Source organism: Streptomyces sp. NPDC022552, assembly GCF_055561875.1.
In genome coordinates this window covers 637,592-653,314 of the sequence record NZ_JBVHGJ010000001.1, presented here as the reverse complement: position 1 = coordinate 653,314, position 15,723 = coordinate 637,592, and the positions used below count along the sequence as shown (strand labels likewise).

Genomic DNA, 15,723 nt, shown 5'->3' with positions numbered 1-15,723 from the left:
CTCACCTCTCCGTGAAACCGGCGGACGGACCGGATTCGTCCTCTCGCCTCACCGTCCCGCGTGGAGGTCTCCGCCCCCCAGTGCCGAGCGGGTCAGCCGGCCGGGGCCGGTCGGTCGGCCTGGAACGGGACCGGTCGGCCCATGCCGGATCGCCGACGCGCCCCTCGCGCTGTGGGAAGGGGACGGTGATCACGGGACACATGGCGCGGTGCAGCAGGCCGTGGACGGTCGAACCAAGCCGCATGCCGGAGTAGCCGCCGCGGCCTCTGCGGCCGACGATCAGGGCGAGGGACTCCTGGGACGCCAGGGCGAGTTGCTCGACCGGGTGTCCTCGAAGGACCTCTTGGGAGATGGCGACGTCCGGATACCGCTCGGCCCACCCTGCCACCGATTCGGCGAGCAGCCTCCGGCGCTCGGCCAGGCCCTCGTCGAGATCGTCGCGGGCGAGGACGGAAGGGGGCCAGACCCAGACGGCCCGCAGGCGTGCCTCGCGCAAGCTCGCCTCCTCGACGGCGAAGCCGACCGCGGCCCGTGCGGAGTCGCTTCCGTCCACGCCGACGACGAGGGTCGGTGGGTGCACGGCGATGTGCTCAGGTGCGCGGACCACGACGATGGGGCAGTCAGCCCGCGCGGTGAGCGGGACGACGACGGAGCTCTCGCTGAACATCTCGGCTGCCCTGCCGAGACGGCGCGAGCCCACAACGACGAGTGTCGCGTGCGCCGCCATGTTGCGGAGCACGGTCGCCGGCATGCCGTTGACGCGTTCCGTCGCGGTCCGCAGACCGCCGTGGATTTCCCGTACGAGGTCCTCCGCGTTGGCGATCGCCGATTCCGCGCGGAGGCGCAGGGCGCTCTGGTGGGCGAGCGCGTCGTACCGGAGCCCGTCGTGGGCGGGCGGTACGGCGACGACCAGGCGGAGCGCCAGTCCTCTTCGTACGGCCTCGTCGGCGGCCCAGACGAGAGCGGGGATCGACTGCTCCCGGGGGTCGATTCCGAGCAGTATCTCGTTCACGTCTCCTCGACCCGGGTGGCGAAGGCGGGTGGGACGATCTCCACCGGGGAATGGGCGTGGTGGAGCAGGACGTGGGCGACGCGTCCCAGGGAGGGGCCTGCGCCCAGAACTCGGTGTTCTCTGCCCATCACGAGCAGATCGGTGTGGGCAGTCGCCTCCACCAGGATCCCGGGCGTGCTCGTGCCCGTCTCCACGTGATGGCTGACGTTGAGCCCGGGATAGAAGTCACGCACGCGGTCGGCGAGCGCCTTGATCTCATGCACGCGCTGCCACGCGATCTCGTCGAGGTCGTCCAGCATGGTCGCGACGCTGCCGACGTGGGTGAGCACGTTCCAGACGCTCATCAGTCGCAGCACCGCCTTGCGGGCATCCGCCTCGGCAGCCGCAGCAAGCAGCCAGCCGACATCCGAGGCACCGTGCACGGCTGCCGTCACCGAGCCCGACTCGGGGCGGTCGCTGTCACCACGGACGACGATCACGGGCACCTCGGCGCGGGCTGCCACGCCCAGACCTACGGAGCCGAGCATGAGCGCGGAGAATCCGCCGAGGCCCCGGTTGCCCACCACGATCGTCCCCCGGTCGCCGGCGGCCGCCCGGAGACCGGCAACCGGCTCCCGGCGGCTCAGTTCCCTCGTGACGGCAAGGTCCGGAAAGCGCTCTTGAACCGTGCTCGCGGTCTCGATGAGCAGGTCACGGCCCGCTTCGCGTACCGCCTGGATCGTCTCGGCATTGGCGAAGAGGGCCCGTCGGTCGGTGTCGGCGGCGTGCACGAGATGCAGAGACCGCCCCCGTCGGTCCGCCTCCGCGGCGGCCCAAAGCACGGCCGTGCGCCCGGAGGGGGACCCGTCGACTCCCACGACGACGTCGCCCAGCTCCGGTCGAACGGGAATCTCGCTGGTCATGGTTCCTCCTCCGGGATGCGCCCGGCGCTCGGAAGCACGTCCCGAGGGGCGACACCTCCCACGCTGACACCGTGGCGGGCTTCCCGGGGATGGGCCGTTCGGCCCCGATCGAGACCCGCCCGGCCCTGCTGTCGGGAGCCACGGGACCACCAGCCTGAAGTTCGGGATGTCCTGTGCGATCCGACCGCGGACGGAGCGGAGCGGACTCGGCTGAGGAGGCACGTCATGACAGCCCAGGTCACTGCCGGTCTGGACGGCTCGAAGGAAAGCCTCGCTGCAGTGGGGTGGGCGGCATCGGAAGCGGTGCTGCGCGAAGTGCCCCTCCGGCTGGTGCACGTTGAGGAGTGGCCGAACACCCCGGAGGTGCCCTTGCCGTACGCCCGCACCTTGGCCGAGCGGGCCGAGAGTCTGTTGCGCGAGGAGTCGGACCGCGCGCGGAAGGAGCATCCCGGCCTCGAGGTGCTCACTGAGCGTGCGCGTGGCCGGGCTGCCGAGGAACTGACGGCAGCCGCGAACGAGGCGGATCTGACGGTACTCGGATCGCGCGGGCTCGGTGGCGTCCGCGGCTTCATCGTCGGCTCGGTCTCCCTCGCCGTCGTCGGCTCGGCGCGCCGGCCGGTCGTCCTCGTGCGCGCGGAGGGCGCCCCAGGGGCTTCCGAAGGCGGGATCGTGGTGGGCGTCGACATCTACCACCCGTGCGAAGCCCTGCTCTCGTTCTCGTTCGATGAAGCCGCCCGCAGGGGCACGCCGCTGCGGTTCCTGCACAGCTGGACGCTTCCCGCCTCGTACGGCTACGCGGCCATCGTTGACCCGGGGATCGGCGAGGAGCTGGGCGGCCACCTGTTCAGAGGTCTGGACGACCTGATAGAACCGTGGCGGAAGCGGTACGCGGGCGTGGACGTTACGGCCATGGCGATCGTGGGCTCGCCTGCGTACCAGCTGGTCGAGGCGTCACAGACCGCGCGGCTCGTCATCGTGGGACGACGGAGCCGGAAAGTCCCCCTCGGCACGCATCTCGGCCATGTCGCCCACGCGGTCATCCACCACAGCCCCGCGCCGGTCGCCGTCGTCCCCTTGATGTGAGCGGTCGGCTCGCTCGGTGTTCTACGGTTGCCGATGCCCCATGGAAGGCGTGTAGCGGTCGGGAGCGGCGTCGTAGGCGGTGGCGCAGTGGGTGGAGCAGAAGTGCACTGGGGGCCTGCGGGGCTGTCTCGGTGTTCGGGTGCGGTCGTGGGGGTCGACTTCCATGCCGCACACGGGGTCGACGGCCGTCTCGCTTCTGTCCGGGCGTCCCCAGGGCGGATGCCGATCTCGTCCCCGACGACCACCTCCTCGACGGGAATCTCGGTTTCGGTTCCGTCGCGCAGGACGTGTGCCGTACGGGCCTGCAGGCCGAGCAGAGCGCGGATGGCCTCACCCGTACCGGCCTTGGCACGGGCCTCCAGAAGACGGCCCAGCAGGATCAGGGTCAGAATGACGCCGACGGCCTCGAAGTACACCTCCCGCACGTCCTCGGGGAGCAACCCTGGGGCGAGAGTGACGAGCAGGCTGAAGCCGTAGGCGGCGCTCGTGCCCAGCGTGATCAGGGAGTTCATGTCCGCCGACCGGTGGCGCAGCGCCAGCCAGCCGGTGAGGTGCACGAGCCAGCCGGTGTAGAGCATCACCGGCGTGATCAGTGCGAGCTGGACCCAGTGGTTCAGCATCCAGCCGGGCACCCAGTCGGCACCGAACAGCTCGTGCGCCATCACGGCGAACAGCACCGGTGCGGTGAGCCCCGCGCCCACGACGACGCGGCGGGTCAGGTCCTTGATCTCCGCCTGGCGCTCGGCGATGTCGGCTGCCTCCGCGTCCTCGGCCGACGTCTCCCCCGCACTCGGCGCCGCTTCTCCGCCTGGCGCCACGCCCGGTTCCGGTGCCCTGCCATCGGCGGGTTCGACGACGAGCGTCCCGCGGATCATGTTCATGCCGCAGGGCGAACCCGTAGGTGCCGGGCCGGTCAGGGCTCAGCCGCACGGTCGTGCGGGTGTGGGCGGGCAGGCCGGCCCCGACCTTGAGATTGGGGAACACGACGCGGGAGGTGCATTCGCCGGCCTCCTGCCGGTCGAAGACGAGCTCGACCGGTGTGCCCTGACGGACCTTGATCAGGTTCGGGCTGTAGCCGCCCCGCACGGTCACGTCGACCCGCTGCACGCCTCCCTCCACGCGGACCGTGCCGGCCTTGCGTGGGCCGAAGAAGTACCAGCCCAGCACGGCGATGAGGCCGACGGCGACCACGATGACGATCACGTCCGCGACAGTCATGGTCATTCGCCTCCTCGCGCGCCTGCTGTTCCAGCCGCCGTGCTGGCGGCCCTCGTGCTGTCAGGCACGCCGGCCTCTGGATGCGCGGCCGGCAACAGCACCGGCGGCACGTCCCTCAGCCCAGCCGCTGCCCAACCCCGCCCAGCCGGCAGCGATTGCTGGGGGCCGGGCGGGTCGGGCGACGACTGGGACGACTGGGAGTCGTGGGAGCCCGGCATGGGGCCGGGCATGATGGGCCGCGGTGACCGCGTCTGGGGTCCCGGCATGGTGAATGGGCACTACTGGCAGCGCGGCAACGGCACCCCGGTCAGGACCCTGGACCAGGCCCGCCAGCGGGCCGAAACCTTCGCCGACCCGCTCAACCTGCGTGTCGGTGAGGTCATGCAGTTCTCGAAGAACTACTACGCCGAACTGGAAACCCCTGGCGGGAAACTGGCCACGGAGGTCCTCGTCAATCCGTCCGACGGTGACACCGGTATCGAGTACGGGCCGGCGATGATGTGGAACACCGACTACGGCATGCACCGCGGCGGCCAGACCCAGACCCGGATCTCCCCTGACCAGGCACAGGACCGCGCCCAGAAGTGGCTGCGTGACCGGGGCAGCGACCTGACTGCCGGCGAGACCGAGGCGTTCCCCGGTTGCTACACCCTGCACACGCTACGCTCGGGGAAGATCAGCGGCATGCTGTCGGTCAACGCCTCCACCGGCGCCGTGTGGGACCACACCTGGCACGGCACCTACGTCGCCACGCCGGTCCGGTACTCTCCGGTGATCTCATCGATCACGCCTGGCCAGCAGACCCGTTCAAAGTGCCGGGCGCGCCCGGCACGCGGATTCGGCGGCCGGTCACCCGGCGCGGCGAGAGCGTCACCTTGGTGTCGCGCCCATCCCCGGCCCACGGCTCCGGGCGGCCGGCGTCGTTCATCCTCTCTACCGAGGTCTCGTCCGACACCGTGCGTACCGGACCGACAAGGAGCACGCTCCAGCCCTGGCTGAAGGCTTCGTCCAGACGGTCCTCCTCGAAGGCGACCTCCGCGCCGGACGCCGCGGCGCGCGCGAGGGACGAGTCCGCACCGGTCATGAAGACCATCTCCCCGTCGACGACCTGGTAGTTGAGAGGGAACACCGCCAGCCCGTCCCGTCCCTCGACGGCGACCCGGCCGACGCCGTGGCCGTCGAGCAGCTTCCAGCACTCGGCCTCGCCGATCTCCTCCATCCGTGCCTGGTGCCCGGCGTGGGCCCCTCCGGGCGCGAGGTCCGACCTGTACCCGGTGAGATCCTGGACGGTGGTCTCCAAGGCGTTGGCGAGCCGGACCAGGAATTCGATCCCCGGGGTCGGCACACGCTCTTCGACGTAGGCGATGAAGCCGGGTGCAGAGCCGGCTCGTTCGGCCACTTCCTCCCGGGACAAGCCGAGCTGCATGCGCCGTGCCGCGACGCGGCGTCCCAGGTCGCTCGTGACGTGCGGCGCGTGCCGGTCATCGGCCGTGTTCATCACCGGTCTCCTTCCGGGGGCTCCGGGTTCCGCTGGGGTACGACGGCGACCGGACACGAGGCGTGGTGCAGGGCGCGGTGGGCGACCCTGCCGAGTTCCAGGCCGACGAGCCTGTCACGGCGTCGTGCCCCGACGACCAGCAGGTCGGCGGCGGCGGAACGCTCGGTCAGCACTCTGTGCGCGGCACCCTCGACCGTGGTCCTGCGCAGGCGCACCCGGGGATGTTCGGACGCCGCGGCCTCAAGGGCCTTGTCGAGCAGTTCCGAGGACCTTTCCGCGAAGTAGGCTCCCCCGTCGCCGGTCAGCAGCAGGTGGTCGACCGGTTCATGGGCCGGCCGTCGCCAGGCGCGGACGACGTCGAGTTCCGCATCCCGGACAGCCGCCTCACGGAACGCGAACCGCACAGCCGGAGAGTCCACGTCCTGCTCTCCTACGCCGAGCAGAACGCGCCCGTGGCGTGCCTCCAGGGCCTGTCGGTCTCCACGGACGACGACGACCGGGCAGTGGGCCCGGGCGGCCACGATGAGACTGACGGATCCGAGCAGAAGGTCGGCGAACTCGCCGCGCCCCCGGGACCCGACGACGAGGATCGCGCCCTCCTGCCCCTCCCTGAGCAGCCCGGTGGAGGCGTCCTCAGCGAGGACGTCCGCGGCGAGGGGGAGGTCGGGTGCGCGGCGTCGGGCGCGTTCGGCCGCCGTGCCGGCGATGTTCTCGGCGAGGACCTGGCCCGAGGGCCGGTTCGTGGCCCAGGTCGGGACGACTCCTTCGTACCGTTCCCACATCGAGGCGTGGACGATCCGCAGGGAAAGCCCGTGCCGTACCGCTTCGTCGACGGCCCAGTCCACGGCCGTGAGACTGGCGTCGGACCCGTCGACTCCTACCACCAGGGGCGATTCCATCGTGCCCACCGCCTTCCGGGTCGTGTGGTGGCCTGCTGCCACGCTCGCACCGGGCTGCAGGGGCTGGGTAGGGCCGGTCGGTCCCGTGCGCGGTCCGCCCGGACCACGAGTGGCGGCGGCGCTGAGACACGACGGGAGAAGGGGCCCATCCGCTTCTCGCGGATCCTGATCGCGCGGTGCGCGGCTCGAAGCCGCTTCCCCGCGTCCTTGGGGCGGGCCCCTCCTCACTTTCAGGAAAGCACCGGTCGACGGTCCGTGCCAGGGCTGCACGGGTCCCGACGTGCCCCTTTCGGCCCTTGCCGTCCGCCGCCCGGTGGCGACACCCTCGCGGCAACAGGACTCGGGGCGCAGACGTACCGGAGGCCGGTCATGAAGCACCCACGTACCGTCGACGACGTGATGACCCATGCGGTGGTCTCCGCCAGGCTCGACGCACCGGTCAAGGAGATCGTCCGTTCCATGCGGCGCTGGGGCATCAGCGCGGTTCCCGTGCTGTCTGCCGAGGGGCGGGTGGTCGGCGTGGTGTCCGAGGCGGACGTACTCGGCAAGGTTCCGGGGGAGGACGGGGACGGCGCGGGATCGGTGACGGCGGGCAGTTTGATGTCGTCGCCGGCCGTCACAGTGCCGCGCGGTGCCATGATCGCGGGGGCCGCGCGGCTCATGGGACGGGGCCATCTCACGCGGCTTCCCGTGGTGGACGAGGACGGCCGCCCGGTCGGCGTCGTCAGCCGGGGCGACCTGCTCAAGGTCTACCTACGCTCCGACGCCGAACTCGCCGAGGACGTGAGGCACGAACTCCTCACGCATCTGATTCCTGAAGGCGACGCCGCACTCACCGTACGGGTCGCAGACGGCGCGGTGACGCTCACCGGACGCCTGCCCCAGTCCGTACCTTCGGATCTGGCCCTGCGGCTGACACGGGCTGTGCCCGGCGTGGTGGACGCGGCCGCGGAGTTCACGACCGCGTAGCGGCCTTCGTGTCATGCGGCGGGAAGTGCTGGACCCGCGCGTCCGGGCCCGGGAACACCAGGGTGACCCGGCCCGTGTCCGACCATCGGACGTCGAAGGGGGGAGTGCCGTCCGCGTGGTGGAGCGCGACGATCTCACCGTCACGCCCCTCGTCGCCGACCGTGGCACCGCCCACGATCAGCCGGTCGCCGACGCGAGCCCACAGCCCGGCGCGTGGCTTTTCCTGGCCCTGCCGAGTTCCGGTCGCAGTCATTGTTCTCGCCTCCCGGCCCGCGCGCCCGGCCGCGGCCCTCCCGAGACCGGCGCTCTCGCCTTCCACCGTGCGTCCCGGTGGGCCGACGGTCATAGGGGCGAACAGTCCCGGAAGGGGACCATTCGGCACTGCCCGCGGGTGGGCTTCTCGCAGCAGGGTGAGATCTACCGGGGCCGTCGCGCCCCGTGAAGGAGGACCGTCATGCAGCACCGCACGGTTTTCGAGGTGATGACCCACGACGTGGTCACCGCCGCCCCAGAGACCTCGTTCAAGGGGATCGCCCGTCTCTTCGCCGAGAACGACGTCTCGGCGGTCCCGGTCGTCGACCCGGACCGACGTCTGCTCGGCGTGGTCTCGGAGGCCGACCTGCTGCGGACCACCGCCGAGCTCCCCGATCTGGAGGGCCGCCCAGCGGGCGTCCGATTGCTGTCCCAGGAGCGAGGGCTGCCCGATGCGGAGACGGCCGCCCAGCTGATGACCTCGCCCGCCATCGCGGCACAGCCGAACTGGAATCTCGTCGAGACTGCCCGGACGATGCACCGCAAGGGGGTGAAGCGGCTTCCCGTCACCGACGAGACCGATCGGCTCGTCGGGATCATCAGCCGCAGCGACCTGCTCCGGCCTTTCCTGCGCGGTGACACCGCGATCCGTGACGAGATCGAGCACGACGTCCTGGCCGGCACTCTGCGCCTCGCCCCCGACACGATCCGTGTGACCGTCGACGACGGAGTCGTCAGGCTGACGGGCCGGGTCGACGAGCGCGCCGACATCCCCGTGATCGTGCGGCTCTGCCGCTCGGTCGACGGAGTCGTCGCCCTGCACGAATCGATCGAATACTCCTACGACAACCTCGCGCTCGACGCGCAGCCACCGCGATGAACGCCCTGTGGGTGGCACCTGTCATGCCCGACTACGACAGCGCCCGGGCCACGTTCTCCTGGCGACGCGAGCGGTCCCGGCTCGCCGGGCTACCGGACGGCGGCATCAACATCGGGTACGAGGCGGTCGATCGGCACCTGCACGAGGGCCACGGCGAACGCGTCGCGCTGCGCTGCATCACCCGCGACGGATCGATGCAGACGGTGACTTTCACCCGGCTCGCGGCCGAGAGCTCCCGCTTCGCGCACGTGCTGGAGATGCTGGGCACGGAACGCGGCGGGCGGGTGTTCACCCTGCTCGGCCGCCGGTTCGAGCTGTACAGCACCGTCCTCGGAACGTTGCGTGCCGGAAGAGTCCTGTGCCCTCTGTTCACCGCCTTCGGACCCGAACCCGTCGCACTGCGCATGGAGCTGGGCAACGCCAGGGCTCTGGTCACGACCCGGGAGCTGTACGAGCGCAAGGTGGCCCCGGTACGGTCCCGTCTTCCGCACCTGCGCCACGTACTGCTTCTCGACCCCGGGACCGCCCCGCCCCCGGACACCCTCTCCTTCCCCGCTCTCACGTCCGCCGCGCCGGACGAGTACACCGTGGGACCGACCGATCCGGCAGAGCCGGCCCTGCTGCACTTCACCAGCGGCACGACGGGCACCCCCAAGGGCGCGATACACGTGCACGAGGCGGTCCTCGCCCATCGCGTCACCGCCGCCTACGCCCTGGACCTGCATGAGGGCGACGTCTTCTGGTGCACGGCCGACCCCGGCTGGGTCACCGGCATGTCGTACGGCATCATCGCCCCGCTCACCCACGGGGTGACGACCGTCGTCGACGAAGGGGACTTCGCCCCCGCTCGCTGGTACGGGACCCTCGCCGACCAGCACGTCACCGTCTGGTACACGGCTCCCACCGCGCTGCGCATGCTCATGCGGGCCGCACCGCGCAGCGGCGACCCGACGCCTGCCGCGCGCCACGACCTCTCCGCGCTCCGGTTCGTCGCGAGCGTCGGCGAGCCGCTCAATCCCGAGGCCGTGCACTGGGGCCGGGAGGCACTCGGGCTACCGGTCCACGACACCTGGTGGCAGACCGAGACGGGGGCGATCATGATCGCCAACTTCGCGGCCGATCCCGTGCGGCCCGGTTCGATGGGCCGACCGCTTCCCGGTGTCGAGGCGGCCGTGTTGGCGTGCGGCGAGGACGGCCGGGCCGCGGTCGCCGGCGGGCACGTCCGGATCCTCCAGGATCCGGGTGCTCAGGGCGAGCTCGCCTTGCGGGCGGGTTGGCCGTCGATGTTCCGCGGCTACCTCCACGAGCCGCGCCGTTACGAGGCGTGCTTCGCAGACGGGTGGTACATGACCGGCGACCTGGTCAGCCGCGACGCCGACGGCTGGTACTGGTTCGTGGGCCGGGCCGACGACGTCATCAAGTCCGCGGGGCACCTCATCGGGCCGTTCGAGGTGGAGAGCGCGCTCATGGAGCATCCGGCGGTCGCCGAGGCCGGTGTCATCGGACGCCCCGACCCGCTGGCCGGGGCGATCGTCAAGGCGTTCGTGCTGCCGCGCCCCGAGTATCCGCCCGACACCGAACTGCGGCGCGACGTCATGGCGTTCGCCCGTCGGCGCCTCGGCCCGGCCATCGCCCCCCGGGAGATCGAGTTCGTCGAGGATCTGCCCCACACCCGCAGCGGAAAAGTGATGCGCCGCCTGCTCCGGGCCCGCGAACTGGGCCTGCCCGAGGGCGATGTGTCGACGCTGGAGTCACCCGAACCGGCCGGGACGGCCGACATGTCCGGGAAGGAGTCGTGATGGCCACCGCACACGGCGGCACGTCCGCCAAGGCATCGCCAACAAAGCGCCCCCGTCGCGCTCGTGGACCCGCGACGCCCTCCCGCACTCCTGCGGCGGCCCACGACCTGGACCTCCTGCGGCAGATGCTGCTCATCCGGCGGTTCGAGGAACGGTGCGTCGAGCTGTACAGCACGGCGGCGATCCGGGGCTTCGTCCACCTGTACATCGGCGAGGAGGCGGTGGCGGTCGGCGTCCACCAGGCGCTCGATGAGGCGGACGCGGTCGTCTCCACGTACCGCGAACACGGCCACGCGCTGGCCCGAGGGGTACCGCCCGAGGCCGTGATGGCGGAGATGTACGGGAAGACCACCGGCTGCAGTCACGGCCGCGGTGGCTCCATGCACCTCTTCGACGCAGACCGTCGCTTCTACGGCGGCAACGCGATCGTCGGCGGCGGGCTGCCGCTCGCGGCCGGTCTGGCGCTCGCCGACCGGATGCGCGGCGAGTCCCGGGTGACCTGCTGCTTCTTCGGTGACGGGGCCTTCGCCGAGGGCGAGTTCCACGAGACCGCCAACCTGGCGGCGCTCTGGGGACTGTCCGTGCTTTTCGTCTGTGAGAACAACCTGTACGCGATGGGGACGGCTCTCGCCCGCGAGCACGCCCAGACGGACCTCGCGATGCGGGCCGCCTCGTACGGCATGGCGGCCTGGGCCGTGGACGGCATGGACGTACACGCCGTGGAGAAGGCGGCGCGCGGGGCGGTCGAGTCCATCCGCGCCGGCAACGGACCGCACTTCCTGGAGATGCGGACGTATCGGTTCCGTGCGCACTCGATGTACGACCCGGACCGATACCGGGCGAAGGACGAGATCGAGGAGTGGAAGCGGCACGACCCTGTCACGAGCCTCGCCGGTGGCATCCGTGCGGCCGGTCTCCTCGACACGGACGCCCAAGAGGCCCTGGACCACGAGGTCATGGAGGAGATCGACCGAGCCGTGCGGACGGCCGAACGGGCTCCCGAGGAGCCGGCTGAAGACCTGCTGCTCCATGTCACCGGCCGGCACGAGGGGGCTCCGTCATGAGCGCGCGTACGCGACCGCGGGCGCATCCCGACGACGGCACCACCACATACAGGGAGGCCCTGCGGGAGGGTCTGCGCGAGGCCCTGGCCTCGGATGACCGGGTCTTCCTCATGGGCGAGGACGTGGGCCGCTACGGCGGCTGCTTCGGGGTGAGCCTCGGCCTCCTGGAGGAGTTCGGACCCGATCGTGTCCGGGACACGCCCCTGTCGGAGTCCGCGTTCGTCGGAGCCGGTATCGGCGCCGCCCTGGCCGGGATGAGACCTGTCGTCGAGATCATGACGGTCAACTTCAGCCTGCTGGCCCTCGACCAGATCCTCAACAACGCAGCCACCCTGCGGCACATGTCCGGCGGACAGCTCGGTGTGCCGCTGGTGATCCGCATGACGACGGGCGCGGGTCGGCAGCTGGCCGCCCAGCACTCCCACAGCCTCGAAGGCTGGTATGCCCACATCCCCGGCCTCCGTGTCCTGGCGCCGGCCACGGTCGACGACGCCCGCCACGTGCTGTCGGCCGCGCTGGCCGACCCCGATCCGGTGCTGCTCTTCGAGCACGGCAGCCTCTACAACACGGCCGGCATGCTCGATCCGGCGGTCCATGGTGTCGACCTGGACCGCGCGGCCGTCCGCCGCGAGGGCGCCGACGTCACGGTCGTCGCGTACGGCGGTTGTGTGTCCAAAGCTCTCGAAGCCGCAGAGGCAATGGCTGGGGAGGGGATCAGCGCCGAGGTCGTCGACCTGCGGACGCTGCGGCCCCTGGACGACACCACGATCGTCGGCTCGGTCAGGCGGACCCACCGGGCCGTCGTGGTCGACGAAGGCTGGCGCAGCGGCAGTCTGTCCGCCGAGATCGAGTCGCGCATCTACGAGCAGGCGTTCTTCGAACTCGACGCGCCTGTCGAACGAGTGTGCAGCGCGGAGGTCCCGATCCCCTATGCCCGTCGTCTGGAGGAGGCGGCACTCCCCCAGCCGACCGGAATCGTGGCGGCGGCGCGCCGGGTGGTGAGCTGAGATGGCCGAGTTCACGATGCCGTCGCTCGGCGCCGACATGGACGAGGGCACGCTCTCCCAGTGGTTGGTGCGCCCGGGGGACGAGGTGACGCGGGGCGACGTCATCGCAGTGGTCGAGACCGACAAGTCCGCGATCGAGGTGGAGTGCTTCCAGAGCGGTACGGTCGACGCCCTCCTCGTCGACGAGGGCACCACCGTGCCGGTGGGCACCCCGCTGGCACGTATCGGCACGACCGCCGAAAGCCTGCCCACCGAAAGCGGGCCCGCCCAAAGACCGCCCGTCGAAAGCCCGCCGCCGTCGACGCCCCTGGTCCGCAGACTCGCCGAGGACCGGCACGTCGACCTCGCCGCCGTCCATGGCTCGGGCCCGGGAGGGAGGATCACACGCGCAGACGTGGAGCACGCGGAACCGGAGCCGGAAACTGCACCAGCACCCGAACGCGACAAGACCGCGCCGACGACACGGCCGGCGAAGCCGGTGCGCAGCGACGACTCGACCGGGGCGCGTCCCGCTCCGGTGCGCGTTCGGTCCTCACCGCTCGCGCGGAGGCTGGCCACAGAACTCGGCGTCGACGTCGCCGAGGTGACCGGCACGGGCCGGGGCGGCACGGTCCGTGCAGAGGATGTCCGTTCCGCCGCAGCCGCCGAGAGCACACCGCGGCCGGCCGTCCCGGATCCGGCACGGGCGGCCACAGCCCGGCTCATGAGTCGATCCAAGCGGGAGATCCCGCACTTCTACCTGTCCACCACGGTGGACATGGCAGCGGCCCTGGAGTGGATGCACGCCCGCAATCGCGAACTGCCGCTGTCCGCCCGCCTGGTGCCCGCCGCACTCACCTTTAAGGCCGTCGCGATGGCAGCGCGCAAGGTGCCCGAGCTCAACGGGCACTGGGGCGACGACGGCTTCGTCCCGGCGGAGGAGGTACGGCTGGGCGTTGCCGTTTCCTTGCGGGGCGGTGGCCTTGTCGCCCCTGCCCTGGCCCATGCCGACACGCTCTCCGTGGCCGAGGTGATGGCCGCGCTCAAGGACCTGGTGGCACGGGCACGGGGCGGTCGGCTCCGAGCGTCGCAGACCGCCGATCCCAGTCTCACCGTCACGAACCTCGGCGACCAGGGCGTCGAGGCCGTGTTCGGGGTCGTCTACCCGCCGCAGGTCGCGCTCGTCGGCCTCGGCAGGATCGTCGAGCGGCCGGTGGCCGTGAACGGCCTACTGGGAGTACGTCCCGTGCTGACGGCGACACTGTCCGCCGATCACCGAGCTGCCGACGGCGCCACCGGCGCGCGCCTCCTGATCGCCATGGACCGGCTCCTGCAACGACCGGAGGAACTGTGAACCACGACCAGGCAAAGGCGTTCGTTCGGCAAGCCGTGCAGCGTGTCGTCCCCGGCGCCGAGTTCACCGGTCTCGATCCCGGCGTGTCCCTGCGGGACACGTTCGAGATGGATTCGCTGGACTTCCTCGAGTTCGTCGAGGCGCTCGCCGAACTCAGCGGGACGGAACTCACCGAGGACGACTATCCGGCCCTCGACACCTGGGACGGCTGCGCCGCTCGCCTGATGGGCGAGGCCAGTGCGTCCGCACAGGGAAGGAGCGAATGATGCGTCACCGCAGGATCGGCCGGCTGATGACCCGTGAGGTGGTGAGCGTCCGCGGCGACGCCCCGTTCAAGGAGATCGCCCGCACGCTCTCGCAACACCAAGTGACTGCTGTTCCCGTGGTGGACGGCGAGGGCCGGGTGGTCGGGGTGGTGTCGGAAGGGGATCTGCTGCGCAAGACCGCCGACCAAGCCGCCGCACCGGGTGACCCGCCGGCCGTTCCGGCCCTGGAGGCGTGGGAGCGGGCGAAGGCCGAGGGGACGCGGGCCGAGGAGCTGATGTCCGCACCCGCCGTGTGCGCCCGCCCGGAGTGGACCGTGGCCGAGGCGGCACGGCTCATGGAGGTCCAGAAGGTCAAGCGGCTCGTCGTCGTCGACGGCGACGACCTGCTGCTGGGCATCGTGAGCCGTCGCGACCTCTTGGGCATCTACCTCCGCGAGGACGACGACATCCGCCGGGAGATCGTCGAGGACGTTCTCGGTGACACGCTGCGCCTCGGACCGACCTCCCTCGCCGTTGAGGTGCGCGACGGGCGGGTGGAGCTCAGCGGCAGGCTGCCCTTCCGCGGCATGATCCCGGCGATCGAGCGCATGTGCGCGACCGTGGACGGCGTGGTCTCGGTCTCCTGCACCCGTCTCACGTACGACGTCGATGACACCGAACGAGGAGGTGGACGATCATGACACGGAGCATCGTGGTCGGCCTGGACGGCACGGCGCAGGCCGAGGCAGCTGCGGAGTGGGCGGCCGAGGAGGCGCTGCTGCGCGGCACAGACGTGCATCTGGTGTATGCGAAGGAACCGGTACCGGGGTCCGCTCTGTCTCTCGTGGAGTGGGAGTCCGAGGAGCCGTGGGTCAGGGAGATGATGGCCCGCACCGCCGGTGAACTGCGCGAGCGCCATCGCGGCCTGTCCGTGACCTCCCAGGTGCTGCCCTCCAGCCCCGTGCCGGGTCTCGTCGCCGCGGCCGAGGAGGGCGAGCTGCTGGTCCTCGGCTCCCGGGCGCTCGGCAGCGTGGCCGGCTACCTCATCGGCTCAGTGGGCCTGACGGTCGCCGGTGCCGTCGAGCGACCCGTCGTACTGGTGCGGGCCGCCGGCGCGGCGAGCACTCCACGGGGCCCCGTCGTGGTCGGGGCCGACGTGCGGCAGCCCGTGGACTCCGTGCTGGGCTTCGCCTTCGAGGAAGCCGCGCGACGGCACACCCAGGTCCTCGTCGTGTACGTCCAGCAGCTCCCGCTGCACGCGGGAATGGGGCCCGCGATGGTCCCGGATTTCAGGCTTTCCATGGTGCCGGAGATCAAGCGTTCGGTGGAGGTGATGCTGGAACCCTGGCGGGCGAAGTATCCCGACGTCGAGGCGGTCGCCCGCGTGGCGGTCGGATCGGCCGGACTCGAACTGGTGGCGGTCGCCCGGGAAGCCTCCCTCATGGTGGTGGGGCGGCGTACCCGCCGTTCGAAGCTCGGCGCGCACATCGGCAGCGTGGCCCACGCCGTCCTGCATCACAGCCCGGTGCCCGTGGCCCTCGTTCCCCACGACTGATCGGTAC

General features: G+C 71.2%; 14 protein-coding genes and 2 pseudogenes. 10 read left to right on the top strand and 6 right to left on the bottom strand.

Features of this window, described 5'->3' with window-relative positions; translation table 11 throughout:
* Position 1 precedes the first annotated feature (1 nt).
* Together ACZ3OF_RS03050 and ACZ3OF_RS03045 are read right to left on the bottom strand one after the other, a co-directional pair.
* Positions 2-1,012, bottom strand: coding sequence for a universal stress protein (locus tag ACZ3OF_RS03050; RefSeq protein ID WP_467302340.1), 1,011 nt, complete (start codon positions 1,010-1,012; stop codon positions 2-4).
* Positions 1,009-1,914: a universal stress protein gene (locus ACZ3OF_RS03045; RefSeq protein ID WP_467302338.1), complete on the bottom strand. Its 906-nt coding sequence runs from the start codon at positions 1,912-1,914 to the stop codon at positions 1,009-1,011. Before ACZ3OF_RS03045 ends, ACZ3OF_RS03050 begins: the two co-directional genes overlap by 4 nt.
* A gap of 225 nt (positions 1,915-2,139) precedes the next feature.
* On the opposite strand from ACZ3OF_RS03045, the gene ACZ3OF_RS03040 reads away from it, so the two are divergent.
* On the top strand, positions 2,140-2,997 hold the full coding sequence (locus ACZ3OF_RS03040) for a universal stress protein (protein WP_467302336.1): 858 nt from the start codon (positions 2,140-2,142) through the stop codon (positions 2,995-2,997).
* A gap of 206 nt (positions 2,998-3,203) precedes the next feature.
* Here the strand turns inward: ACZ3OF_RS03040 and ACZ3OF_RS03035 are convergent.
* The 3 genes and pseudogenes from ACZ3OF_RS03035 to ACZ3OF_RS03025 form a co-directional block, all read right to left on the bottom strand.
* A pseudogene (locus ACZ3OF_RS03035) lies at positions 3,204-4,215 on the bottom strand (cupredoxin domain-containing protein); the annotation flags it as partial.
* A 784-nt stretch (positions 4,216-4,999) separates the two neighbouring features.
* Positions 5,000-5,713 carry a helix-turn-helix domain-containing protein gene (locus ACZ3OF_RS03030; protein WP_361666534.1) on the bottom strand — a complete coding sequence of 238 codons (714 nt, stop codon included), beginning with the start codon at positions 5,711-5,713 and terminating at the stop codon, positions 5,000-5,002.
* Positions 5,713-6,612 carry a universal stress protein gene (locus tag ACZ3OF_RS03025; protein WP_467302334.1) on the bottom strand — a complete coding sequence of 300 codons (900 nt, stop codon included), beginning with the start codon at positions 6,610-6,612 and terminating at the stop codon, positions 5,713-5,715. Before ACZ3OF_RS03025 ends, ACZ3OF_RS03030 begins: the two co-directional genes overlap by 1 nt.
* 369 nt (positions 6,613-6,981) lie before the next feature.
* Between ACZ3OF_RS03025 and ACZ3OF_RS03020 the strand changes: the two genes are divergently transcribed.
* On the top strand, positions 6,982-7,581 hold the full coding sequence (locus tag ACZ3OF_RS03020; protein WP_361666537.1) for a CBS domain-containing protein: 600 nt from the start codon (positions 6,982-6,984) through the stop codon (positions 7,579-7,581).
* Between the two features lie 25 nt (positions 7,582-7,606).
* Here the strand turns inward: ACZ3OF_RS03020 and ACZ3OF_RS03015 are convergent.
* Positions 7,607-7,786, bottom strand: a pseudogene (locus ACZ3OF_RS03015) (DUF1918 domain-containing protein); the annotation flags it as partial.
* Positions 7,787-8,035: 249 nt separating this feature from the next.
* Between ACZ3OF_RS03015 and ACZ3OF_RS03010 the strand changes: the two are divergent.
* From ACZ3OF_RS03010 to ACZ3OF_RS02975, 8 genes are all read left to right on the top strand, one after another.
* On the top strand, positions 8,036-8,713 hold the full coding sequence (locus ACZ3OF_RS03010; RefSeq protein ID WP_467302332.1) for a CBS domain-containing protein: 678 nt from the start codon (positions 8,036-8,038) through the stop codon (positions 8,711-8,713).
* 23 nt (positions 8,714-8,736) lie between these two features.
* Positions 8,737-10,512, top strand: a complete 1,776-nt coding sequence (gene acsA / locus ACZ3OF_RS03005) for an acetate--CoA ligase (protein ID WP_467302331.1) — start codon at positions 8,737-8,739, stop codon at positions 10,510-10,512.
* A 125-nt stretch (positions 10,513-10,637) separates the two neighbouring features.
* On the top strand, positions 10,638-11,576 hold the full coding sequence (pdhA, locus tag ACZ3OF_RS03000; RefSeq protein ID WP_467302329.1) for a pyruvate dehydrogenase (acetyl-transferring) E1 component subunit alpha: 939 nt from the start codon (positions 10,638-10,640) through the stop codon (positions 11,574-11,576).
* Entirely contained in the window at positions 11,573-12,583 is a 1,011-nt protein-coding gene (locus ACZ3OF_RS02995; RefSeq protein WP_361666544.1) for an alpha-ketoacid dehydrogenase subunit beta, read from the top strand. The genes pdhA and ACZ3OF_RS02995 overlap by 4 nt, the downstream gene beginning before the upstream one ends.
* A 1-nt stretch (position 12,584) precedes the next feature.
* On the top strand, positions 12,585-13,916 hold the full coding sequence (locus tag ACZ3OF_RS02990; RefSeq protein ID WP_467302327.1) for a 2-oxo acid dehydrogenase subunit E2: 1,332 nt from the start codon (positions 12,585-12,587) through the stop codon (positions 13,914-13,916).
* 35 nt (positions 13,917-13,951) lie between these two features.
* Positions 13,952-14,182: a phosphopantetheine-binding protein gene (locus ACZ3OF_RS02985; protein WP_467302325.1), complete on the top strand. Its 231-nt coding sequence runs from the start codon at positions 13,952-13,954 to the stop codon at positions 14,180-14,182.
* A complete protein-coding gene (locus tag ACZ3OF_RS02980) occupies positions 14,182-14,862 on the top strand; it encodes a CBS domain-containing protein (RefSeq protein ID WP_467302323.1) in 681 nt (226 codons plus the stop codon). Before ACZ3OF_RS02985 ends, ACZ3OF_RS02980 begins: the two co-directional genes overlap by 1 nt.
* Positions 14,859-15,716, top strand: a complete 858-nt coding sequence (locus tag ACZ3OF_RS02975) for a universal stress protein (protein ID WP_361666549.1) — start codon at positions 14,859-14,861, stop codon at positions 15,714-15,716. Before ACZ3OF_RS02980 ends, ACZ3OF_RS02975 begins: the two co-directional genes overlap by 4 nt.
* The last annotated feature ends 7 nt before the right edge of the window (positions 15,717-15,723 follow it).